This window comes from Paenibacillus sp. DMB5 (assembly GCF_001517085.1).
Classification (GTDB): domain Bacteria; phylum Bacillota; class Bacilli; order Paenibacillales; family Paenibacillaceae; genus Paenibacillus_AQ.
Window position 1 is genome coordinate 15,715 of sequence record NZ_LRAC01000132.1, and the last position, 24,034, is coordinate 39,748.

Consider the following 24,034-nt stretch of genomic DNA (forward strand, 5'->3'; position numbering starts at 1 on the left):
GTTCATTGAAGCTTGTTTATCTGGAAATCCAATCCTTGACCAGCTGGTAAATATGGTGGCTTAGCTTATCCGTATCATGCCTCAAATAGGTCTTGAACAATACCAGCTTATCAGCAATTACCTTATACCCGTTGCCGTCAAGCACATCCCGGTCAAGAAGCACGGGGCGAGCGCCCTTCTCGGCATATTTGACCTGCACCTGCTCCGGGATCTCCCCGTCGTTGACAATCACATAATCGAACAAATGCAGCCCGATGTGATCGTATACGGCCTGGAGATGGTCGCTGACTGTGTAGTTGTCCGTCTCGCCCGGCTGGGTCATTACATTGCAGACAAAGATTTTGATCGCATCCGATTCTACAACAGCCTCCGCCAGCTTAGGCACCAGCAGGTTGGGCAGGATACTGGTGTACAGGCTGCCCGGACCGCATAGAATGGCGTCAGCACCACGGATCGCCTCCAGCGCCTCCGGAAGCGGCTCCACATCTGCGGGCTCCAGAAACACCCGTTTGATCCGGCCGCCGGCCTCGGGTATTTTGGACTCTCCCGTAACAATGGTACCGTCAGCCATCTCGGCATGCAGCACCACCGCATCACCGGCAGCGGGCAATACTCGTCCGCGGACAGCGAACAACCGGCTCAGCTCCCGCACAGCAGTTACAAAATCACCCGAGATATCGGTAAGCGCCGCGAGAATGAGATTGCCGAGACTATGGCCGGCAAGTCCTTCTCCACTGCTGAAGCGGTATCTCATAATCTGCGCCATAAGCGGCTCTACATCCGCCATGGCTGTCAGCACATTGCGGATATCGCCGGGAGGCGGCATCTGCAGCTCACTGCGCAGAATACCGGAGCTGCCTCCGTCATCTGCCACTGTTACAATTGCTGTAATATCAAGCGGCTTCTCTTTCAAACCGCGAAGCATAACAGAAAGCCCTGTGCCGCCGCCCATAACGACGATCCGCGGACGTTTCTCTTGTTCTTCGGACACTTAGACCCCTTCTCTCGTTAATGCCGGTCACGCTCGGAATCCCGGTGGCTGACCGCTACCGTCTCCGTCTCGCTGACTCCCAGCATTTTACCCAGATACTCGGATATGGCGACTGAACGGTGTTTGCCGCCGGTACAGCCGATGCCGATAATTATCTGGGACTTGCCCTCTTTGCGGTACTGGGGAATCAGGAAGTGGAGCATATCCAGCAGCTTGGTCAGAAAAGCCTGCGTTTCGGGCCATTTCATTACATAGTCATATACATCGCTGTCCTGGCCGGTCTTGGGCCGCAGTTGATCCACATAATGCGGATTCGGCAAAAAGCGGACATCAAACACGAGGTCTGCATCAATCGGAATACCATACTTGAATCCAAACGAAGTAATATTAACGGAGAGTGTGCTTTTGCCAAGGTGAGAAAACCTGGAGACAATCTTCTCCTTCAGCTGGGCCGGCTTCATGCTGCTTGTGTCAAGACACAGGGTAGCCGAATTCTTCAGCTCATCCAGCATCTGGCGCTCCAGCCGGATGCCGTCAAGCGGCATCCCCTTGGGGGCCAGCGGATGATGCCGGCGGCTCTCCTTATAACGCTGCACAAGCACGGAGTCCGTAGCATCGAGGAAGAGAATTTCGCAGCCGATCGTTGACTCATTTTTGATGTAGGTCAGCGATTCAGAAAGCGCCGTAAAAAATTCCCGTCCCCGCAAATCAATAACGAGTGCCACTTTGGCGATCTTGCCTTTGGACTGCTCAATCAGTTCAGCAAATTTCGGTATCAGCACCGGCGGCAGATTATCCACACAGAAAAAACCAAGGTCTTCCAAACTCTGAACAGCAATTGTTTTGCCTGCGCCTGACATGCCTGTAATAATGATCAGGGTGGCGCCGGCCGTTTCGGAGTGCTCCAATTCGGTCATGAGAGCGTTCCCTCCCTAAGATTAGTATATGAATAAGTCCCGCTTATTAAGAACGCAGCAAGAGACCCGCCGCACCAATAATGCCGGCATCATTTCCAAGCTCCGCAGGCACGATGGTAACGCCCTTCTGCAGCGGCTCTGGAGCCAGCTTGGCAAACACACGGCGCACCTCATCAAACAGAATGTCGCCTGCCTTGGATACTCCGCCGCCGACAATAAAGACTTCAGGGTTCAGCACGGCAGCAACTGCCGCCATGGACTTGCCCAGGTAAAATGCGGCCCGGTTAACAATGCGCAGCGCGACTTCGTCGCCGGCTTTTGCAGCATCGAATACTTCCTTCGCTGCAATCTTCTCCACAGCAGTAAGCGAAGTACGGTCTCCGCGTGCTACAGCGTCGTTAGCCATACGGATAATGCCGGTGGCCGAGGATACGGTCTCCAGGCAGCCCATATTGCCGCAGCCGCATTGAATGGCTTCCAGGTCAGGCACAACCGAGATATGGCCCAGCTCTCCGGCCAGACCGCCGAAGCCCTGGTATACCTTGCCGTTAATGATAATACCGCCGCCGACACCGGTTCCCAGCGTATAGCAGACACAGTTCTCAATGCCGCGTCCCGCGCCGCTCCAGGCTTCACCCAGCGCAGCCACATTGGCATCATTGTCTATTTTGACAGGCTTGTTAAGGCGTCCTTCCAGGATGGAACGGATCGGCACATCTCTAAATCCTATGTTAGGCGCAAGAATGATGATTCCTTCACGAATATTCGTAAATCCGGCCAGGCCTGCTCCCACACCGGCAAGCTGCTCCCAGGAGTACGGGGATTCTTCCACAATCAGGCGCACATACTTCTCGATGTTATCGATAACGGCATCGACGCCATCCGCAGTCCCCGTAGGTCCCTCATAAGTGTGCAGCAGGGTTCCCTCGGCATTGCAGATTCCAACCTTAATCGTGGTTCCACCTAAATCCACGCCAACGTAGATATTCTCAGACATGTAACAAGCCACCTTTTTCTATGCTAAAATAGTTAATCCTACGTACCCACTATAATAGAAGCCTCCCCTGCGGTCAAGGAAAGGCGGCACACCCGGCTATATACCCTACTCTAAAAACTAGGCTGGATAAAAGGGGGCTGGCTGAGCCGACGACAGGGGGTTCCTTTTTCAGGCATATTAACGTTGTATGCGTTATCACTATAATCTATGACTTGTACACTATTACGGGTATCCCCGCAGTCGGCCACACTCTTTAAGCAGCAAAAAAAAGGCACAGGCCTTAAGGCCTGCACCTTATGAAGAATTAACTCTATTCCGACAAAATCCGTTTCTGACCTTCCAGCGCGCGGATCGGGGCAATATTCTGGGTGAACTCCAGCGTCCCCATGTAACGGCCGGCTTCATCCCGGACTGCGAAGTAACGGATATAGATGAACTTATCCTTTATGTTAATCCAGAAATCCTCGGCATCCTTGCGTCCTGCCTTGAAGTCTTCCAGCAGCTTCTCCACGACATGCACACTTTGCGGCGGGTGGCAGTTCTGGACGGTACGGCCGATGACCGCCTTGGTCCGTGCAAAGATGCGCTCCTTACCGTGGGAGAAATAACGGACAACATCATTCTCATCGATAAAGGTCAGGTCAACCGGCAGATGGTTCATGATGGTCTCCAGCTGGTGCAGTGACAGCAGGCCGGTTTCAAACCGGATAAAGCCCTGCGGGCTTTCGCCTGCCTGCTGCTCCTCAGCAGAGACAGCTGCGCCTTCCGGTTCAGGTGAGCGTTCCGGTATCCATTCCTGCTCCGGCGCCGTCAGACAGAAGCCGATCTCGTCGCTTTCACGGGCAATTTTGACCCACTCGTCCTCAGTCAGCTTGTCGAGCGCCATCGGCAGCAGAATATTTTCTTCCTTAAAGATCATTTCGTTAACTTCCTGAATAATCTGGGTCAGCTGTTCACCGATCTCTTCCTTATTGCCTTTGTATGAGCTTAGCTCTGCCTTGGCTGCTTTGATCATCGCCCGGATGCCGTCATCCACGCCCCACATTACTTTGGTCGGCCCGTAGATGCCGTACTTCTCCAGATAAGGGAACAGCAGATTCTCTTTGCGGCTGTAGTGCTTGTCAAGATCAAGCAGCAGACTCAGATCCTCCAGCAGCTTGAAAATAATTTCGTCGCTGTCATTCTTCAGGAACTTGCCGGCATGCAGCTCCAGACGGAAGTTAACCAGCCGCTCAATTTCGCGGTTCTCCAGCTTGAAGGTGTGAACAGGATGACCAGGCTGCTCCTCCGGCTTCGAGGAACGGTGAATCTGCTCTATCGAGCCTTTAAAAATTGCGGTATGGACCGAACACAGCCGCTGGACTTCTTCTACCGGAATACCTTCCTCCGTCATCAGCGAGTGCTCCATTGCAGAAATTTCGGCTACTGTCACATCGCCAACCGCTTCAGCAAAACGGGCTTTGACCTCATCTACACTTTTACCGGCATGCAGCTCTTTAATAATTTCCTTGAGCATCGCCTGGCGGCGGGTCTGCTCGGGTACATCCACTTCACGGTTGTTAATTAATTCACTCATTATACTCTCTCCTTTATATGCGGAATGCTTCTATTCAACAATCTCGAAACCATGACGGACAAATGTCTGCCTTACTGTTTCAGGATCCATTTTTTTCAGTTTGATTCCCTTCGACAGGGTCATGAACCGGCCTGCGGTCTGCAGCATCCCCGGTTTGGCAATATCCTGAAACCCCAGCTCCACCATAATGCCGGTTACCTCGGGATGCCGGCTCACCAGCTCGAATATGGACTCATCCATCTTCAGCACTTTGTTCATGGACACCATTCCTTTAATCCACTTATTGAGAACTCTTCTCAACATCAGCTTAGCATAGCCCATATACACACATTGTGATTGCAATCACTAAGTTGAAGCTGATATGTACTTTATTTTTTAAATAAATCGGTTGCCGCCTGCGTCTTGCTGCTGCGCGGGTTAGCGCCCGGGGTAATCAGCCGTTCCCTGCACAAAAAAACCGGCATCCCGCATAAGCGGAATTACCGGCTTGATTCTGTAGAATACTTCAAACTTTACTTGTCGAGGCTTTCGCTCCAGTCATGCACCATTGTGCCTTCCAGATACTTCTCGGCATCCATAGCGGCCATACAGCCAGTTCCGGCTGCAGAAATCGCCTGCCGGTAACGGGTGTCCTGAACGTCGCCGCAGGCAAATACGCCCGGAATGTTCGTCTCCGTCGTACCAGGGTTCACTACAATATACCCGTTAGCATCTGTAGTAATCTGGCCTCCCAGGAAGCCGGTGTTAGGAGTATGGCCGATTGCCACGAAAACACCGTCTGCCTCAATCAGCTCTTCCTGGCCTGTCTCATTATTGCGCACGGTTAATCCTTTGACTGCGCCTGTATCTCCGACTGTTACGGCCAGCGGGGTGCGGTTCAGCGCCCAGGTCACCTTGCTGTTCTCACGAGCCCGGTCCTGCATGATCTTGGAAGCGCGCAGCTCCTCACGGCGGTGAACCAGCGTTACGTTAGAGGCAAAGCGGGTCAGGAAGCTGGCTTCCTCCATGGCGGAGTCTCCGCCCCCGACAACGATAATCTTTTCCCGCGGAAAAAAATCCGTCACAGGTGGCGCATGTGCTTACCCCGCGCCCTACATTCTCCTGCTCGCCCGGAATTCCCAGATACCGTGCGGAAGCGCCGGTTGAAATGATGACCGATTCCGCCTCAAGCACACCCAGCCCATCCACCTTCACTTTGAACGGACGTTGTGAGAAATCGACCGATTCCACCCAGCCGTTCTTGAACTGTGCACCGAAGCGCTCAGCCTGCTTGCGCATATTCTCCATCAGATCAGGGCCGAGAATTCCCTCAGGAAAGCCAGGAAAGTTCTCCACTTCTGTCGTCGTTGTCAGTTGTCCGCCCGGCTGCAAGCCTTCAATTACGAGCGGGCTGAGATTGGCGCGGGCTAAATAAATAGCGGCAGTCAGCCCTGCCGGGCCTGTTCCGATTACAATCGTTTTGTACATCACTATGGCCTCCTTACGAGTAGGTAATGATTTATAAGAAGAAACAGCGGCGGAGCTTCAGAAGAAGCCCTCTCACTGTTTCGGGTAAACAATATAAGGATGCAGAATCCCGCTTCATTTATACCTGCTTGCTTATATTACCTTGCCGGGGTTATACCTTCTCCGTTGAAGAAGGCAAATCCCCCTGCGCCAGTTCCTGCTCTTCTGCCGAAATAGGATTTTCCTTCAGGCTGCTTCCGATCAGCCGCTGCAGGCTGATCAGCGCCGCTTCCTGCAGCTTCTCCTCCTGGAGCGGTTCCTGCTGCAGCAATTCGCCCAGCACCTCGGACATCTCTTCGTCCTCAATCCAGCGGAGCGCCTCGGTAACCTGCATTCTGGTCCCGGAATCGCCGTAGCGCAGCGCCCAGAAGAAGGAGGCCCGCAGCAGCGGATTGCTGCGTACTTCAGCTGTGAAGCTGCTGGCATTGTTCTTCCACTGCTTCAGCTGCTCCTGAAAAGGCAGCTGATAATTATAGCTGACCGGCGACATTGGCCGGCCCTCTGCCAGCGCCTGCTGCAGCTGGGCGAGGAAGAAAGCCGGTACAGGCGATGCCGGGTCAAGCTTGGCGGCCTGCCGCCAGCAGCGCAAGGCGTCGCTGTGCAATCCGCTGTTGCTCGCAGCAGCAGCGCAATAATGGAACAGGCTGGCGTCTGCGCCAACCTCTTCATCCCTCAGCAGGCGGCGGAAATGACTATAGGCCGTCTTGTGCCGGCCCAGAATGCCCATCGTAGTGGCCATTTTGAACACATGCTCCTTATGGAAGGGCACGGTGGCCTCAAGCCTTACAAGAAGCGTATCCAGCTGGTCACGGTCCCCGGCATACTGCAGAAAGATAGCCATATTGCACAGGGCATGCAGATTGCCTGCGTCCTGCTCCAGCACAGCGCCCAGGCATTCCTTCGCTCTTGCAAAACGGCCCATATAGAAATAGGCAAGTGCCAGATTATTATGGGCTGCCAGAAAATCGGGAGTTGCCTTGACGATCTCCTCCAGCAGATCTACCGCCTGGGGAAACTTCCCTTCCTCCAGCAGTGCACGGGCACGGTCGTGCTCCACAACCCCTTCACGGCTGCGGATTTTGATCAGCGGAGCCGGACGGTCCAGCTCATACTGCAGCAGCTCCATCAGCTCCTCGGACTCCGCCAGATATTCACCGGCGGCATCCTGCTCCAGATACGTCATGAGCGAGCGCTCTGCCTCCTCGAAGCTCTCCATATTGGCATAATTGTTAGCCATGTAGAAGTGGCATTCGGTCATCGCCGGGTCGATCTTTTCCAGTACATGGGTCAGAATATCATTGGATGCTTTATAATTACCCATCTCCGATAAGATGCCTGCCATGTTACAGTGATTTACCGGATTCTCCGGCTCATATTCAACAGCTTTGCGAAAATTCTTTAATGCCTTATCATATTGAAAGCGGTCCAGCGACCGAACGGCTCTTTCAAAGAAAAAATTGGCATCCAGAGTCACCGGAATGACATTGCTTAACTCCGTCTCATCTGAAGTTCTCTCAATCATGGAAGCAAGGCACCTCCCTTTGTAAGCTTCCTTATCCTCACGCAAAAATAGGAGGGTTGTGCCGTAAGGGCACTCCGGGCTCCTATCCTAAAGCAGTCTATCGTTTCCATCTCTGGGCTTAGCTGCTTCACACAGTATAACACAAGTGAGCGGGGGATTCTCAAGCTAAGGGAAGGTCGCACCTCAGGAAAATAGATGAAGCGGCTCCTGCACCGCAGCTGCACAGCAAAGACGCGGGAATCAAATTCCCGCGTCTCTGAACAATTTATCGATGGATCCGCCTTCAATAATAATGCGTGTGGCTTCTGCCAGCATCGGTGCAACGGACAGCACCTTATAACGGGTAGAGTGGTCGTCAGGCAGCGCAATTGAGTCAGTGACAACAATTTCATCAATATTGTCATGATCCATACGTGTCAGCGCATCACCGGAGAACAGCCCGTGTGTTGCACAGACAATACTGTTGCCGGCTCCCCGCTCCTTAAGGCCCTCAACCACATTCACAATTGTCGTGCCGGTATCGATCAGGTCCTCGATAATGATTGGCGTTCTTCCCTCAACATCTCCTATCACATGCGTGATAACGGATTCGTTATGTGCCGGACGTTTCTTGATCATAATCGCAAAAGGTGAATCCAGCCGGCTGGCCAGCTTCTCGGCCATGGAGGCACGTCCTGCATCCGGCGAAACCACCACAGGGTTGGAGATATTCTTAACCTTCAGGTAACCGCTGATCAGATCAAGCGCAGTCAGATGATCCACCGGAATGTTGAAGAAGCCCTGAATGGCGGCCGCGTGCAGATCAATGGTAATGACCCGGGTTGCCCCTGCAGTGGTCAGCACATCGGCAACCATTTTGGCCGAGATCGGCTCGCGGGGTGCAGATTTGCGCTCCTGCCGGGCATAGCCGTAGTAAGGAACGATAATGTTCACTGTCCTTGCCGAGGCACGTTTGGCGGCATCAATCATCACAAGCAGCTCTACGAACAGCTCATTAATAGGATGAGCGAGGGATTGCACCAAAAATACGTCGCAGTTCCGGATGCTCTCCTCATAATGCACATAAATCTCACCGCTCTTGAAACGGGTCAGCTTAATCGGGCTGAGGGGTGCACCGAGACGTTCCGCAATGTCTGCGGCCAGCTTCGGATTTGACGAACCGGAAAAAATACGCAATTGATGATGCTGCATAATACCCTCCTGGGATCATAATTTAGATCATAATTTAAGCTCAAACGGTACCAATGAACGGCGACGGCCTTCAAACACCGCCAGTTCGCGGAAGCCGGTATTCCATAGCAGACTGCGGGCTTCCTGCAGCCCGTCGCCCAGCTTGGCCGGGTCGTGGGCGTCAGAGCCGAGTGTAAGCGGAATGCCCAGCGTATGCGCCTGCTGCAATACATGCTCCGCCGGGAACATTTCGGCACAGGGCTTGGTCAGGCCGGAAGCATTCAGCTCCATGGCAATCCCGCTTGAGGCGATCGCCTTCAGCGCGCTAAGCTCCAGTTCCCTGGATTCAGCCTTCTCCTCCGGAGTCTGCGGGCCGTAGCCGAACCGTTTGATCACATCTATATGTCCTATAATATCATATAATCCCGATAACGCCGACTTCCTTACAGCATCATAATAACGGCGGTATACCTCCATTACATCTTTGCCTTCCCAGCCGCCGGTCTGCCGGTGATCCGTAATATCCCACTCTCCGAGAAAATGCACAGAGCCGATCAGATAATCCCATGGATAGGGCGACAAAAGCTCGCGGATCTGCTCCTCATAGCCTTCAATATAATCCGCCTCCAGCCCCACACGCAGATCAATGATTCCGCGGTAGCGCTCCTTCAGTGTCAGGCATTCCTCGACGTACCGCGGAAGCTCGGCCAGCGGCATGGCCATTTCAGGGTAGTAGCTATCCGGATCCACATGAATCAGCGGCAGATGATCGGACAGGCCCAGCTGCTGCAGGCCCAGCTCAATTCCGCGCTGCACATACTCCTCCAGCTTCCCTACTGCATGACCGCAGCGCTCATGATGGGTATGATAGTCGATATGCATCCCTCTACCCCCTCCTAGTCGCGGCGCGGACGTTCGTGTCGGGCGCTCAGCTCGTCCAGAATCTCATCCAGCGGCAGCTTGCGCTCCTGCAGCAGCACCAGCAGGTGATAGATCAGATCGCTCACTTCGAGGCGGAGCTCGGCATTGTCTTTATTTTTGGCGGCGATAATCGTTTCGGAGGCTTCCTCGCCCACCTTCTTCAGAATCTTGTCTACGCCCTTATCGAACAGATAGGTAGTATAAGCACCCTCCGGACGCTCGGTTTCCCGCTCGGCAATCACCCGCTCCAGCTCGCCCAGTACGGCAAAACGCCCTTCATCTGCACTTGCGGTACGCAGAGGCCCCGCTGCTGCCTGACCAGTAAGCGGGATTTCGCGGTAAAAGCATGTATTTTCACCTGTATGGCAGGCAGGTCCCTCTGGAACCACCTTCACCAGCAGTGTATCACTGTCACAGTCATAGTGAATCGAAGTAATGGCCTGTGTGTTGCCCGAGGTTCCGCCTTTATGCCACAGTTCACTGCGGGAACGGCTCCAGAACCAGGTCTGGCCGCTCTCAAGCGAGAGCCGCAGCGACTCCGGATTCATGTAGGCGAACATCAGCACCTCGAGCGTGCGTGCATCCTGCACAACGGCAGGCAGCAGCCCGGATTCATTCCAGCGGATATTTTCAATAATGGCTTCTTGTTCTTGGCTCATCGGATTTCTACCCCTTTAGACTTCAAATCTGCCTTCAGATCATGTATTGCAATTTCTTTATAGTGAAAAATAGTCGCGGCAAGCCCGGCATCGGCCTTACCTTCAGTAAATACATCGTAGAAGTCGCCGATCTTCCCGGCGCCGCCGGAAGCGATGACAGGAATGCCTACCAGGCTGCTCACCGCTGCTGTCAGCTTCAGATCGAATCCGTCCTTGGTTCCGTCAGCATCCATGCTGGTTAGCAAAATCTCGCCGGCGCCCATCTGTTCAGCCTCTTTCGCCCAGGCCAGTGCCCGGATTCCGGTCGGCTTGCGCCCGCCGTGCGTATACACTTCCCATTCGCCCCAAGCCTCATTATATTTGGCATCCATTGCCACTACAATACACTGGGAGCCAAAGCGGCGCGCCCCTTCAAGAATAAGCCGTGGATTGTTGACTGCGGCCGTGTTGATGCCGATCTTATCTGCCCCGGCGCGCAGAATCCGCTTCATATCGTCCGGAGTCGAGATGCCGCCGCCGACTGTAAAAGGAATCGCGATCTCCCCGGCGGTCTGGCGGACAACCTCCACCATGGTCGCCCGCCCTTCCACCGAGGCGGAAATGTCCAGGAACACCAGCTCGTCAGCACCTTCGCGGTCATAAATCGCCGCCAGCTCCACCGGATCCCCGGCATCGCGAAGATTAACAAAATTCACACCCTTGACTACCCGCCCGTCCTTTACGTCCAGGCAGGGAATGATACGTTTGGCTAACATGCGGCATCCCTCCAAAAGTAAAACCTTACCGTGTAAAATTTTATGAAAAAATACTACAATCCCAGGGCTTATTGAGCAAAAGCCAAACCTTAAGGCATTTTCGATCCCCCTAAATCCCCCTTAGCCAAGGGGGACCCCAAGGGCCCCGGCCCTCTGGACACCCGGAAAGTTGTCTAGCTCCGGGACAGAGGCGGTATGGTTGTTAATTTGGTTGTAATCCGCGCTTACCGCCGCAAGCGGCCCGCTTTACCTCAGGCACGCTAGCCGCGCCGCCCGCTTGCCCTTGCTTTTGTGGCCCTTGCTCTTGTGGGGCACCCGCCCCGCGATCCCGTTAGGGCAGCGCTGGGCGGACGCCTTGCCCTTGACCTTAGGTGAAGGCCCCGCAGGCGTCCCCGCCAGGGGAGCCTAAGAAGGGCCGCTTCCCCCGCCGTAATAATCCTTCTCGTCCGCCACAGCCAATCTCTCCCCGGAGCACTTGTTGCGGGTGTCCAGAGGGCGGCCAGCCCTTGGGGTCCCCCTTCGGAAGGGGGATTTAGGGGGATCGCCACACAACAAAAGGAGCGTCCCCCCGCCCCCAAAGGGGCGAGACGACGCTCGCGATACCACCCTAATTCTGTGCCTGACGCACATCCTTAAGGGGAGTGAATACAGCACAATCTCAGTTCCGCACATACTGCTGCTATGCGGGTCCGGGATAACGTCCGGCAGACGGCATAAACCTACGCACGACGAAGTCGCTTCAGCTCAGCTTCTAGGGGAAGATCTTCCGGTAAGGCCTGAACAATCGGCTCGCAGCACCGCCGACTCTCTGGAGAACATAACCTTATCGTACTTTGTCCCGTCATCGAATACGTATAAACTTTACACAGATATGTTCTAGTTATAGACGTTTTCAGAAAAAATGTCAACACTGCAGCCGCCGAGCTGCCTTAAAATCCAATCCGGCATCAGCCTACGCGACACCGGCCATCACCATCAGAGCAGGTTGTCGCTGGTCTCCCGGCTCTCAAGCGCATTCCAGTCATCCTGCGAGAGCAGTTCAAGCTGTGCTTCCACCAGCGTCCGGAACCGGGTGCGGTAGATAGAAGCCTGCTTGCGGAGCTCTTCCGTCTCAATGGCGATCTTGCGGGATTTGGACAAAGCCTCATTGATGATCCGGTCGGCATTTTTTTCTGCTTCCTTGATGATCAGCTGAGATTCCTTCTTGGAATTGTTCTTTACATCATCGGCCGCTTCCTGGGCGACAATGATGGTTTTGGATAAGCTTTCCTCAATGTTCACAAAATGATCGAGACGCTCCTGAATGGACAGAAGCTGGTTCTGCAGCTCCTTATTTTCGCGAATGACGCTTTCGTAATCCTTGATGACCTGATCAAGGAATTCATTGACCTCGTCCTCATCATAACCACGGATTCTCCGGGAGAACTCCTTGTTATGTATATCGAGCGGCGTTAATGGCATGCTGTGCACCTCCTAGAAATTTCGGACCTTGTGCGCTTCTCCGACGTTGTGGTATCCGGATGGCACACAAGAAAGACTATACTGCAAAAAGAATCGAATGCTTCGTCCCGTTTTGAAGGAGGCAGCCGGTAGTGCTGCCAGAATTTCATTCCGGATGAAGCTCTAGGAGCACCTTACTTACACTTATCGGCGTCCGGCTTTCAAATCATTTGCTTCCTTAGGAGTAATGAATTTCGACAAGCGCCTGCAGATTCCTGCTGGAGATTCAGACAAATTTACCGACCTTGACCCGGTAACGGCCTTTTTTGGTCAGACTGCGACCTCCAGAACCTTAAACCGGCCAAATCCTTGAATGGACACCATATCCCCGTCTTTTAATCCGCAGGAAGGATCTTCCTCCACTTTCCAGTTGACCCGCACGCGCCCCGCTTTAATAGGAACCAGTATCTTGCTCCGGCTAAGCCGCGTCACATCCGCAGCAATTCCATCGAGCCGTAAGGAAGCGACTGTCAGCTCCACCGTTTCCAGCTTGACCGCTGCTGTGCGCAAGCCGGAAATTGGCAGGACCTCAGTAGTAACATTAATCCGGTGCACACCGGTCAGATTCATCGCCAGATAGTCGGCTATGTCTGATGCTACTACTACATGGCATCCGTCCTCCAGCACGTGAATGTCGCCGATCTTTCCTCTTTTGACCCCGAGTCCGAGAATAGCGCCCATGTAGTCGCCATGCTCCAGGGTGAGAAATTTCTGCTCACCTGAGGAGATACTGAGCACCTTCAGCTCCATATCTTCTTCAGAAAGATCACGGTAATCGGGTGCAACCAGCGCCCGCCTCCGTTCAGCGTTCTCAAAGCCGCCCTCCCAGCGAGCTTCCACATCGGGATGACGGTTCACCAGCGTCTGCAGAATATAGCCCTGGCGGGGATCAAGGAACTCAGTCAGCTTCATTTCATGATAATCCCCGGCATGGCTGACCCATTCCCAGGCTTTATCCACAAACTGCCGTTCGTCAGGATGAAAATGCCCGTAAATTTCATTTCTCATCATGCTAGCCGAAGAGCATTGCCACGATGGAATGAAGACCGACTACTGCAAAGCGCAAAACGAACAGTGCAATGATCGGGGAAATATCCAGTGTCCCGAACAGCGGTGGAATGATCCGCCGGAAAGGGCTCAGGTAAGGTTCAACAAGCTTGCCCAGCAGCTCGCCGATGAAATTTTCGCGCAGGTTCGGCAGCCAGGACATGAGAATGTATATAATAATCATGTAATAGTAAATCTGAAATAGAATGTTAATAATGGAAGATATTTCGTTCAAAACCTGTTCACCTCATTCTGTTGTAATCTTGTTCGTCTCCCAGGATTTCTGTAATCGACCCCTGAATCTCAACGGTGTCCGGTGTGCACATAAATATATTGCCCCCAATCTTGGATATTCCTCCACCCAGGGCATAAACGGTTCCGCTGAGAAAATCAATGATCCGCATCGCCTGGTCGTTGCGCACACGCTGCAGATTAATGACAACAGTACGGTGGGAACGCAGGTGATCGGCAATTTCCTGGGCCTCTTCATAAGAGCGAGGCTCATACAGTACAACCTTCACATTTTTTTGCGAATGAATACTGACGACGTTAGCCCGCTGGTTCTTGCGGGTTTCTACAGGGGCAGGCTCATACTCCTCTTCATCACGGGTGATTTGTTCCCGCTCAACAACTTCCTCTTCCTCCTGCAAGCCCAAAAAGTTCATAAACCGGTTCATCACGCCCATCAAGCTCCCTCCTCGTGACCTACTAATACCGTACCCAGGCGCACCCGGGTGGCTCCTTCCTCTATCGCCACTTCAAAATCATTCGACATTCCCATCGACAGCTCTTGTATAGGCTCAGGTGTCAAAGCCAGCAGATTCAGCTCATCACGCAGCTCGCGCAGTCCGCGGAACACCGGACGGGTAAGCTCCGGATCCTCTTCATGTGGGGCCATCGTCATCAGTCCTACTACTTTAATCCGGTGCAGCGGAGCGATTTCCCTGAGGAAATCCGGCACAGCCTCCGGCGGCAGTCCAAACTTCGTATCTTCTCCGGAGATATTCACCTGGATAAATACCTTCACATCAATGCCGGCGGCTTCGGCTTTTTTCTGCAATTCCCGTGCCAGCGACAGCCGGTCTAATGAATGTATATATTCAAATTTGCCGATAACGTCCTTAACCTTATTGGTCTGGAGATGACCGATAAAATGCCAGGTCCCTTTGTCTCCAAGCAGGTTCCATTTATGCTCGGCATCCTGCCAGCGGCTCTCGGCAATTTCCTCAAGGCCTGCCTCCAAAACCTCCGCCACCGTCTTCAGCGATACATATTTCGTCACTGCGATAACCTTGACGTCATGTACATCCCGGCCGCTTGCCGCACAGGCCCGTGCTACACGTTCCTCGACAGCAACTATTCTTTCCTGCAGTGTCAAAGCCAACTTCAACTCTCCTTTATTCCGATCCAGCTCGTCATTCTTCCTGTTACTCCCTGTTCCTTACGGTATGAAAAGAATACATCAGGATTACAGCTTGTACACCATGTTGTACATTCGATATGAGTCGGCAAAATTCCTGCTTTAATCATAATGCGTCGGTTCATTTCTTTCAAGTTCAGCATACTTTTGTCCTTATCACTCTGCGAAGCGCTGTACAGCGGCGGTGCAGCCTCTAATGAAGCCGGCTCAGGCAATGTCGGCTCAAGCGCGCGCACATGATTCATGACATAATCATCAACCTCATAGCAGCAGTCTCCGATTGACGGGCCTATAGCCGTTATTATCTCCTCAGGCCTGCTTCCGTACATCCCGGACATTGCTGCAACCATCGCCCCGGCAATTTCCGCTACGGTTCCCTTCCATCCGGCATGAGCCAGTCCAACCACACGCTGCACAGGATCATAAAAGTACAAAGGCACACAATCGGCATAAAAAGAAGTAAGCAGCACACCCGGCACATTGGTCATAAGTCCGTCCGTAGACGGAAATGCCGACTCCCTGTCCGTGCTGCCGCGTCCGCGGTCTTCAGCAGTCACAGCAGCTATATGTTTTCCGTGGGTCTGCTCTCCGCAGGTCCAATCGGCCAGGCTAAATCCCAGACTCTCCGCAAGCATTCTCCGGTTACTCAGCACATCTTCCGGATCATCGCCAACATGAAAAGCACAGTTAAAGCCGTCATACGGCGGCTTTCCGGCCCCGCCCGCTCTTCCTGTGAACCCGGCAGTAATCTCTGTATGCACCTGCCATGGCTCCAGCTCAAGCCGCACAGGCAGCCCTTTGATTTGAATAAACGGCTCCATTCTCTCACCTCTGCTTAAGTGTACCCTACAATGTGAGGCCAGGTCTACGAGGCTTGCTCAAACACTCGCGTGTTGCATCCTTTCCAAAGCTCTTACCCACAAACGGTTAAAAAAGACGCACCCGATTAATAAGTGCGCCGTTCGTTGCGGTCACCCCGCTCCAGATACATCGTTTCACGCTCTTCCTGGCCCTGCGGCAGCCTGGCCTCTTCTATTTTGACAAGCACGACGTCCGCACCGATCTTGACGATATTCCGCCAGGGGATAATCAGATCACTGCCGCCTCCAAACAGCCCCATAAAGCGGCTGAAGCCCGGCACAATTACCGCATCGATCACACCCCGGCGCAGGTCCAGCTCCAGATCGCTGATCTGCCCCAGCCGTTTTCCATCCACGATATTGATAACATCCTTCGTCTGAAAATCGGAAATTTTCATTTTTTTGCCTGAATTAAAGGAATCCTCGTTCATCCCACCACTCCTGTACAATCAGACCTATAGCTGATTATATGTCCTTCAGGCTTGGCAACATGCAGAATTAATTGCAGGAGCTGCTGCATAACATACAAAAGGGTATCCGCCGGCTTGAACACGCCTTATGGATACCCCTGCTTTTTTATCGTCAGCTTAAGACTTCACATGCTTCTGCATCTGCTGGATGGCCGACTTTTCAAGCCTAGAGACCTGGGCCTGTGAAATGCCGATTTCATCCGCCACTTCCATCTGGGTTTTCCCTTCGAAGAAACGCATGGACAGAATCCGCTTCTCGCGCTGGCCCAGCTTCCGCATCGCTTCACGCAGGGCAATTTCCTCAATCCACGAGACATCCTTGTTTTTGTCGTCGCTGATCTGGTCCATCACATAGATTGGATCTCCGCCGTCATGGTAGATTGGCTCAAACAAAGAAACAGGGTCCTGGATGGCATCCAGTGCGAAAACAACATCCTCTTTCGGTACGCCAAGCGCCTGGGAGATTTCAAAAATCGTCGGCTCCCGCGAATTCTGGTTGGTCAGGCTGTCACGGACCTGAAGGGCTTTGTAGGCGATATCCCGCAGCGAACGCGAGACTCTGATCGGATTGTTGTCTCTGAGGTACCTGCGGATTTCTCCGATAATCATCGGTACCGCGTAGGTGGAGAACTTCACATTTTGCGATAAATCAAAATTATCGATGGCTTTCATCAGACCGATGCAGCCTACCTGGAACAGATCGTCTACGAACTCTCCCCGATTGTTGAACCTTTGAATAACGCTAAGAACGAGTCTAAGGTTACCGTTAACCAATTTCTCTCTGGCGGATCGCTCGCCCTGCTGCTGCAGCGAAGTGAACAGCTCCCGCATTTCCACGTTCGTCAGAACGGGCAGCTTGGAAGTGTCCACTCCGCAAATCTCGACTTTGTTTCGGGTCATGATGATTTACCTCCCAAGGAGAAACATTACTGTACATTATCTCCCCGGTCCGGCATTTTATTCCTTGGTTTTTTGCTCACACCATCTTGTTGAATTCCTTGCGCAGCCGCTTAATGATTCTCTTTTCCAGCCGCGAGATATAAGATTGCGAGATTCCCAGCAGGTCGGCAACATCCTTCTGTGTTTTTTCCTCTCCGCCGCGCAGCCCGAACCGCAGCTCCATTATCAGCCTCTCCCGCTCGCTCAGCTTTTCCAGCGCCTTCTGCAGCAGCTTGCGGTCCACCTGCTCCTCTATATTGCGGTAAATGGTGTCATTTTCCGTTCCCAGCACATCTGACAGAAGCAGCTCATTTCCGTCCCAGTCAATATTCAGCGGCTCATCAAAGGATACCTCACTGCGTGTCTTGCTGTTACGCCGCAGATACATCAGAATCTCATTCTCGATGCAGCGAGAGGCATAAGTGGCCAGCTTGATCTTCTTGTCGGGATCGAACGTGTTAACGGCCTTGATCAGGCCAATGGCGCCAATGGAGACCAGATCCTCAATGTTGATGCCTGTATTCTCAAATTTGCGGGCGATGTAGACAACCAGCCGAAGGTTGCGTTCAATCAGCATAGCCCTCACCGCGGCGTCACCTGTCGACAGCCTCTGCAGCAGGTATTCCTCTTCTTCCCTTGTCAAAGGCGGAGGCAGAGCTTCGCTTCCCCCGATATAATAAATTTCCTGGCTTTTCAGCCCCAGCAGAAACAGCATCCGATAGTACTGCAGCTGCAGTGCAAGCTTCCATTTGACCATTATTGTTCCTCCTCCAAGAAGTGCTTGGTTACCCCGGATGTCTTTAACCATCCTCTTGGGGTGATCCAAGTAGAAACGGCTATGCCGTCCTTCAAAGAAGGCGGTAACCGTTTCTGCGAGAAATATAAGGATGATTGATAGCGTAAAACAAATCAATTCTTATATTTCAAGTAGACACGGCTTCGCCATCCTGAACAGGACGGTATCCGGTTCTGCGAGAAAGATAAGAATCAGTGTATCATCAAACATACACGTTCTTATCTTTTCATCAAAGCACTGCAGCTTCAGCCGTGTGCTCTCTTTGGGCCAGGTCAGGATGTATGACCGCCCGGTATGCGCCGTCTCCCGACAGTGTCCCGCCATCCAGCCCGATGAGCACTCTTTTACTGCAGAAGATCTCCTCACCAAGCTTTATCTTCACCAGGTCCGGCTTCAGTGCGAGCATGAATGCCGCCCCGCGGTTAATGCCCCGGTACGGCACCAGCCTCATCCGGTCCTGCCATGCAAAAGACTGCCCGTCCGTTTCCAGCAGAAGCTGGTCTGCGCCCATTTGTGTCAGCTTTCCTTTCCAGGAGTCTGGCAGATGTCCTTCCCACAGTGATGCCTCCATCACCATGACCGGAATCCGGGTCAGAGGATCATTCAGCCGGTTGCCTGTATCAAGCAGTCCCGGACAGCTCACGCTGACACCCTCAATTTCCACAGTGACTTCACCGATGTAGGAGTCCAACTGCTCCCTGCGCACCCGTGAGGAATGGATTAGCTTAAAGAGCAGCAGCACCACCGGCAGCATTCCAAGCACGAACCAGAAGCCGATTTTGAGCCGGTGGGCTTGGCCCCCTGTACTTGTAAACAGAATACCGTTCCAGATGTCCCCCGAGCTCTGCAGCAGGTAGTGGATGCCCAGTATCCCGCCGGCCGCCGCGAAATTGATGACATAAAACGCTCCGAGTGCACGCAGAAAGCGCTGCAGGCTGTTATACCCGAAGGCTATCAGCAGCATCAGCACGGACAATCCGAACTTAATCATAAAGGTGTAAAGAAAAGACAGCTCCGGCACAAACATCATCACTACATATAACGCGCCGACGAGAGCGGAGAGGGCCAGCCTCCACCAGGACACCTTGACTTTGATCTGCCACGCGGTCAGCCATATAAGCACTCCGTCGATCAGCAGATTGGCGGCGAAAATCAAATCAATATAAACTACCAGTACTTTCACCTGCCTAAGAGCTGCTGTCCTGCGGACTGAAGCAGGCTCTCTTTTTTGACGATAAGATTAGTATAGAAACTCCCGCTTTCAAAGTCTGTCTAAACATGGGGGACACTCCAAAGGTTTTTTTGTCGAGTTATAGGTGCGGGGGCAATGCATAGATATAAAAAGAAAAACCAGCCTGAATAGGCTGGTCTCTAAAATACGGTCATTATCACAATTATTCAATGCAAAGACCTGATTTCCTCTTCCGTAAGTCCGGTTGCGGCTTGGACGGCCTGCTGATCCATTCCCATCCGTAGTAAATTATTGGCAATTTCCAGCTTGGCCTGCTCCATGCCTTCTTTCCTTCCTTCTGACTTACCTTTGGCAAAGCCTTCCCTTTGCGCGCCGTCCCTTTGGGAGGCCTCATCATGCAGAACTTCTGACGGTCTTCATATCTGCGCCGGGCTTCGGGATTCTGACTCAGGTATTCCAGCGTTTCAATCGCTTTTTGCAGTGCCGGTTCATTCATCTTCAGTACCTCCCAGTTATCAGTATCTCCCTTTAAAAACAGCAGCCAGTTAACCAGTCCTTCTTCACCGGGAACAGCAGCCTTCTTCAGCTTCGGCAATTCAAGAAAATGAATTTCTATATCATCTATGAGCGGCGCACCGCTGCTGTCCTCCAGCAGATGAAATACACTATGAGTGTGTGCATTCGGCAGCACATTATAATTTAATATATTAATCGTTATACATTTCTTGAGCTCTATATACCGGCCGCCGGTTTGCAGCTGGCTTGAATAACGTTTACTCCAGTAGTACAGCGTCCGCTTCTCCATGTCATACTGGTTGAACAGCTGCATTTCAATGTTAATCAGCCTGCCATCGACCGTCCTCGCCCAGATATCAAAGATAGACTGCTTATCCTCGGGATCATCCTTATCCGTGTAGGGGTTCAGCAGCACGACTTCCTCAAGCGGCGGTGCACCAGCATCCTGCAGTACATGGTTCAGAAAAGCCAGCAGAACATCCTTGTTGCCTTCACTTGCAAAAATTCGTTTGAACACAAAATCCACCCGGGGATCAAGCAGCTCCATTGGTTCATCCGCTCCCGTTATCCGCATTATATCAGCTGAAAAAGCAAAAAAACACCGCATCCTTCCCGGCTTTCCAGCCGGGGGATACGGTGCTTCCGTATGAAATATTTACAGTTGTCTAATCGTTACTGCCGCGTGTGCGGTTGCGCAGAAAGGTCGGAATATCAAGCTGGTCAGAGGCTGTCTGATTACCGAACGGACGCAGATTGTTGCTGTTGTTCTTATCGGCAGCAGGAGCAGGTTCACTGCTGACCGCCGGACGGCGGGTCTGTGAAACCGGTGAAGGCTTGTGTTCGAACCCGGTAGCGATAACCGTTACCTTGATTTCGTCCTTCATGCTTTCCTCAATAATGGCACCAAAAATCATATTAACTTCAGGGTCGGAAGCAGCGGTAACGATCTCAGCCGCTTCATTTACCTCATACAATGAGAGGTTGGAGCCGCCTGTAATATTCATAATTACACCGCGCGCACCTTCGATTGAAGTCTCAAGCAGCGGGCTCATAATGGCTTTGCGGGCTGCTTCAGAAGCACGGTTCTCGCCGGTGGCAATACCGATTCCCATAAGCGCAGAACCACGTTCGGTCATGATCGTCTTCACATCAGCAAAGTCAAGGTTAATCAGGCCGGGAACCTGAATAAGGTCAGAGATCCCCTGTACAGCCTGGCGGAGCACATTATCCGCTTCACGGAATGCCTCCAGCATCGGAGTTTTCTTGTCTACAATTTCCAGGAGCCGGTCATTCGGAATAACAATCAGTGTATCGACCTTTTCCTTGAGCGCTTCAATTCCAAGTTCTGCCTGATTAGCACGTTTTCTGCCTTCAAAAGTGAACGGGCGGGTCACGACGCCTACGGTCAATGCTCCGCATTCTCTGGCGATCTCGGCAATCACAGGCGCTGCGCCGGTACCTGTACCGCCGCCCATTCCTGCGGTAACGAAGACCATATCTGCACCCTTAAGCGTATTTGAAATCAGATCGCGGGACTCCTCGGCCGCTTTCTTGCCTACTTCAGGATTGGCGCCTGCGCCAAGTCCCCGGGTAAGCTTGTCCCCGATTTGCAGTTTATGCTCCGATTTGGCCATATGCAGCGCTTGGGCATCTGTATTAACTGTGATGAACTCAACACCCTGAACGCCGTTTTCAATCATCCGGTTGACAGCATTGCTTCCGCCGCCGCCTACGCCGATGACCTTAATTTGCGCCAAGCTCTCCATTTCAAAATCAAATTCCAACATATTGATTCCATCTCCCCCTTGAATAGTGCTTGGATGGCCGGTCCAAGTATATCTGGACTTACACTTATATGAATTCGCTAAACATGTTCTTAATACGCTCCATCAGCCCCGGCTTCTTGTCGATCTCCTGGGTTGGAGCAGCGCTTTGCTTGCTTCGGTTGACCGTTTTCTTATTCGCGCTTCCGCCGGTATTGCCGCGAACGCGGAAACGGCGGACGACATTATGCAGAATACCTACACCCCCGGTGAAGCCCGGGTCGCGCACTCCGATATAGTCAGGAACAGCAATACGTACCGAAGCCGCTAACTCAGACTGGGCCGCCTTCAGGACACCCGGCATCGATACAGTACCACCCGTAAGTATATAACCTCCGGGGAGCTCATTGTAACCCAGCCGCTTAACTTCCTGGCGGATCAGTTGAAATATTTCCTGGACTCTCGGCTCGATAATCGCTGCCAGATCCTCCTGGTTAAATTCCTTTTCCACATTGCTGCCGATACGGAGCACTTTGAACACGACATCTGAGGCGGCATCATCGATCCAGGCACAGCCGTACTTCAGCTTAACCTTCTCCGCCTGATCCGTAAGTGTACGGAGTCCGTAGGCAATATCATTCGTTACAAATTCTCCGCCGATGGGGATCGTGGAAGTGGCACAAAGGGAACCTTCTTCATATACGGCTATCGTCGTGGAGCCTGCACCGATATCGACCAGTACCGAACCCATCGACTTCTCATCTTTGGACAGCGCCAATCCGCCGGCTCCAAGAGACATCAGTACAAGATCCTTCACCTTCAGCCCTGATTTCTCTACACAACGAAGCAGATTATGTATCGGCGTTTTCGCCCCGGTTATAATCGTCGCCTCAACCTCCAGGCGCACACCGATCATGCCGCGGGGGTCCTGGATTCCTTCCAGACCGTCAACGATATACTGCTTGGCGACAACATCGATCACTTCACGCTCAGGCGGCATTGCAATAACCTCTGCCGCTTTGATCACACGATCGATGTCCTCTTCGCCAATCTCCCGGTCTTCATTCTGGACGGCCACGACGCCGTGGCTGGATTGCAGACCGATATGGTTGCCGGAAATCCCGACATAGACCTCGGATATTTGAATACCGACCATCTGCTCCGCGTGCTCCACGGCGCTTCTGATCGATTGCACAGTCTGATCGATATCTACAATCGCACCCTTGCGTATCCCTTCCGAATCAGCAGATCCAACGCCAATAATATTAAAGGTTCCATTAGTAACTTCCCCGATTATTGCCCGCACTTTGGATGTACCGATGTCCAAACTAACAATGATGTCATTGTTGCTCAAGCCCTATGGCACCTCCTGTTATAATCATAATAAAAGTTGATGCTGAAGAAACACACGGTTTCCCTAGCCGGGAAGCTTCTCTGTACATATTCAACATCACGATTCCTTTCCCTCTTTTTTCTACAATTTTTTTGAATGGGATAATATGGTGGAATGCCGGGTTTTATAGTGAGTATCTTTTTAATAGTCCGGCGCTGCTCTTCCTCCCGCAAGAAATATAAGGATAAAAAGAAAAAAGCAACCATTTCCAGGCCTTATTCTCAAAAAATCCGCAGAAAAAAGAGGGATACACCTTATTGCCCGTAACTCCGATTGTAGCATTTTTTCCGTATCATTAGTAGGGACTATTTACTCTTGTATGTCACTTGTGTCCTGGGTATCTGCCACGAAAGGCACATACGTATCAGCTTCCAGCATCTTGATCAGTCCGGGCTCCTCGGTCTCAATCACCTGGTTCAGGTATTCCACCTTATCCTTCAGCAGCGAGATTGCTGTAATCACCTCGAAATGCGAACGGGTGTACAGCTTGATGCGGTCCGGAAAAGATAGAGTCGGTGAAGGGACGATCTCGGAGATGTCACTGGTCAATTCATTTGGAATACCGGCTAAAGCCTGGGAGAGCTTGGACTTATTGGGATCTTCTTCCTTCCAGCCGGTCAGAATCGGCTTCTCTACCGCTATCCCGGTGTCATTCACCTTAACGGCAGCTCCACTGGACAGTATGGCTTCAAGAATCCCCTGCTGATCAAGCTCGTAGGCTACAGCCGGGAACTCTTCAATGGTAATGTTGACAACCCCCGGGAAATTCTTAACCACGGTGGCCTCCTTGATGGTTTTAAGCCCCTTCAACGAATCTTCCACAGAATCAGCTGAGGCTGCGAAAAACTGTCCGCCGATTACCAGGCCGCTTCTCTCCAGCAATTCCTCACGGGTAGTGTATTTATTACCCTGAAAATTGATTTCCGTGATGCGGCTGACCGAGGACCGGAAAAAGATTACGGCCAGCAGCGCTATGAAAAGCAGCAGCAGAATGACAGTTATTTTGCGGCTCATTTTTTTTACAGGCTTGTCCTCTTTTAGACGAGGCAGTCGGGTTTTAGGCATTCTCATTTCTCCGTAATAAGGCCCTGTCTCCTTCCCTGGCCGAAGCCGAAGGAGACAGG

The 24,034-nt window shown here is 52.4% G+C and carries 22 protein-coding genes and 3 pseudogenes; all 25 read right to left on the bottom strand.

The annotated features are described in order from the left end of the window. Positions 1-16: 16 nt before the first annotated feature. The gene (locus AWJ19_RS19710; RefSeq protein WP_198536462.1) at positions 17-952 is read right to left on the bottom strand and encodes a YvcK family protein; all 936 of its coding nucleotides are present in this window, start codon (positions 950-952) and stop codon (positions 17-19) included. A 56-nt stretch (positions 953-1,008) separates the two neighbouring features. Beyond that, the gene (rapZ, locus tag AWJ19_RS19715; RefSeq protein WP_068721683.1) at positions 1,009-1,908 is read right to left on the bottom strand and encodes an RNase adapter RapZ; all 900 of its coding nucleotides are present in this window, start codon (positions 1,906-1,908) and stop codon (positions 1,009-1,011) included. A gap of 46 nt (positions 1,909-1,954) precedes the next feature. Continuing rightward, positions 1,955-2,905: an ROK family glucokinase gene (locus AWJ19_RS19720; protein ID WP_068721681.1), complete on the bottom strand. Its 951-nt coding sequence runs from the start codon at positions 2,903-2,905 to the stop codon at positions 1,955-1,957. Positions 2,906-3,215: 310 nt separating this feature from the next. Beyond that, on the bottom strand, positions 3,216-4,481 hold the full coding sequence (locus AWJ19_RS19725) for a DUF438 domain-containing protein (RefSeq protein WP_068721679.1): 1,266 nt from the start codon (positions 4,479-4,481) through the stop codon (positions 3,216-3,218). Between the two features lie 30 nt (positions 4,482-4,511). After that, the gene (locus AWJ19_RS19730; RefSeq protein ID WP_068721677.1) at positions 4,512-4,739 is read right to left on the bottom strand and encodes a DUF1858 domain-containing protein; all 228 of its coding nucleotides are present in this window, start codon (positions 4,737-4,739) and stop codon (positions 4,512-4,514) included. A gap of 254 nt (positions 4,740-4,993) precedes the next feature. After that, positions 4,994-5,948 (bottom strand): annotated as a pseudogene (gene trxB, locus AWJ19_RS19735) (thioredoxin-disulfide reductase). Positions 5,949-6,099: 151 nt separating this feature from the next. Further along, positions 6,100-7,509 (bottom strand): tetratricopeptide repeat protein, encoded by a 1,410-nt coding sequence (locus AWJ19_RS19740; RefSeq protein WP_241781584.1) that lies wholly within the window; start codon positions 7,507-7,509, stop codon positions 6,100-6,102. 240 nt (positions 7,510-7,749) lie between these two features. Then, positions 7,750-8,700 (bottom strand): ribose-phosphate pyrophosphokinase, encoded by a 951-nt coding sequence (locus tag AWJ19_RS19745; protein ID WP_039869041.1) that lies wholly within the window; start codon positions 8,698-8,700, stop codon positions 7,750-7,752. A 27-nt stretch (positions 8,701-8,727) separates the two neighbouring features. Next, the gene (gene hisJ / locus AWJ19_RS19750; RefSeq protein ID WP_068721675.1) at positions 8,728-9,561 is read right to left on the bottom strand and encodes a histidinol-phosphatase HisJ; all 834 of its coding nucleotides are present in this window, start codon (positions 9,559-9,561) and stop codon (positions 8,728-8,730) included. A 14-nt stretch (positions 9,562-9,575) separates the two neighbouring features. Next, positions 9,576-10,259, bottom strand: coding sequence for a bifunctional phosphoribosyl-AMP cyclohydrolase/phosphoribosyl-ATP diphosphatase HisIE (hisIE, locus tag AWJ19_RS19755; RefSeq protein ID WP_068721673.1), 684 nt, complete (start codon positions 10,257-10,259; stop codon positions 9,576-9,578). Then, positions 10,256-11,014: an imidazole glycerol phosphate synthase subunit HisF gene (hisF, locus tag AWJ19_RS19760; protein WP_068721671.1), complete on the bottom strand. Its 759-nt coding sequence runs from the start codon at positions 11,012-11,014 to the stop codon at positions 10,256-10,258. The genes hisIE and hisF overlap by 4 nt, the downstream gene beginning before the upstream one ends. Before the next feature lie 975 nt (positions 11,015-11,989). Then, the gene (locus tag AWJ19_RS19765; protein ID WP_068726346.1) at positions 11,990-12,475 is read right to left on the bottom strand and encodes a DivIVA domain-containing protein; all 486 of its coding nucleotides are present in this window, start codon (positions 12,473-12,475) and stop codon (positions 11,990-11,992) included. Between the two features lie 265 nt (positions 12,476-12,740). Then, positions 12,741-13,522: pseudogene (locus tag AWJ19_RS19770) on the bottom strand (YlmH/Sll1252 family protein). A gap of 4 nt (positions 13,523-13,526) precedes the next feature. Beyond that, on the bottom strand, positions 13,527-13,796 hold the full coding sequence (locus AWJ19_RS19775; RefSeq protein ID WP_082708007.1) for a YggT family protein: 270 nt from the start codon (positions 13,794-13,796) through the stop codon (positions 13,527-13,529). Positions 13,797-13,803: 7 nt separating this feature from the next. Continuing rightward, positions 13,804-14,247, bottom strand: a complete 444-nt coding sequence (gene sepF / locus AWJ19_RS19780; protein ID WP_068726348.1) for a cell division protein SepF — start codon at positions 14,245-14,247, stop codon at positions 13,804-13,806. Continuing rightward, a complete protein-coding gene (locus AWJ19_RS19785) occupies positions 14,247-14,939 on the bottom strand; it encodes a YggS family pyridoxal phosphate-dependent enzyme (protein ID WP_068726420.1) in 693 nt (230 codons plus the stop codon). The genes sepF and AWJ19_RS19785 overlap by 1 nt, the downstream gene beginning before the upstream one ends. A gap of 8 nt (positions 14,940-14,947) precedes the next feature. After that, positions 14,948-15,802: a peptidoglycan editing factor PgeF gene (gene pgeF, locus AWJ19_RS19790; protein WP_068726350.1), complete on the bottom strand. Its 855-nt coding sequence runs from the start codon at positions 15,800-15,802 to the stop codon at positions 14,948-14,950. A gap of 125 nt (positions 15,803-15,927) precedes the next feature. Next, the gene (locus tag AWJ19_RS19795) at positions 15,928-16,272 is read right to left on the bottom strand and encodes a YlmC/YmxH family sporulation protein (RefSeq protein ID WP_068726352.1); all 345 of its coding nucleotides are present in this window, start codon (positions 16,270-16,272) and stop codon (positions 15,928-15,930) included. 156 nt (positions 16,273-16,428) lie between these two features. Next, positions 16,429-17,211, bottom strand: a complete 783-nt coding sequence (gene sigG, locus AWJ19_RS19800) for an RNA polymerase sporulation sigma factor SigG (RefSeq protein WP_039875939.1) — start codon at positions 17,209-17,211, stop codon at positions 16,429-16,431. A gap of 76 nt (positions 17,212-17,287) precedes the next feature. After that, entirely contained in the window at positions 17,288-18,010 is a 723-nt protein-coding gene (gene sigE / locus AWJ19_RS19805) for an RNA polymerase sporulation sigma factor SigE (RefSeq protein WP_068726422.1), read from the bottom strand. A gap of 265 nt (positions 18,011-18,275) precedes the next feature. Continuing rightward, complete coding sequence (gene spoIIGA / locus AWJ19_RS19810) at positions 18,276-19,229, bottom strand: sigma-E processing peptidase SpoIIGA (RefSeq protein ID WP_241781816.1); 954 nt, start codon at positions 19,227-19,229, stop codon at positions 18,276-18,278. A gap of 215 nt (positions 19,230-19,444) precedes the next feature. Continuing rightward, a pseudogene (locus AWJ19_RS19815) lies at positions 19,445-20,301 on the bottom strand (Rpn family recombination-promoting nuclease/putative transposase). Positions 20,302-20,419: 118 nt separating this feature from the next. Then, positions 20,420-21,541 (bottom strand): cell division protein FtsZ, encoded by a 1,122-nt coding sequence (ftsZ, locus tag AWJ19_RS19820; protein ID WP_068726354.1) that lies wholly within the window; start codon positions 21,539-21,541, stop codon positions 20,420-20,422. Between the two features lie 64 nt (positions 21,542-21,605). Then, the gene (gene ftsA, locus AWJ19_RS19825) at positions 21,606-22,871 is read right to left on the bottom strand and encodes a cell division protein FtsA (protein WP_068726356.1); all 1,266 of its coding nucleotides are present in this window, start codon (positions 22,869-22,871) and stop codon (positions 21,606-21,608) included. Between the two features lie 348 nt (positions 22,872-23,219). Then, positions 23,220-23,975 (bottom strand): FtsQ-type POTRA domain-containing protein, encoded by a 756-nt coding sequence (locus tag AWJ19_RS19830; RefSeq protein ID WP_068726358.1) that lies wholly within the window; start codon positions 23,973-23,975, stop codon positions 23,220-23,222. Positions 23,976-24,034 lie beyond the last annotated feature (59 nt).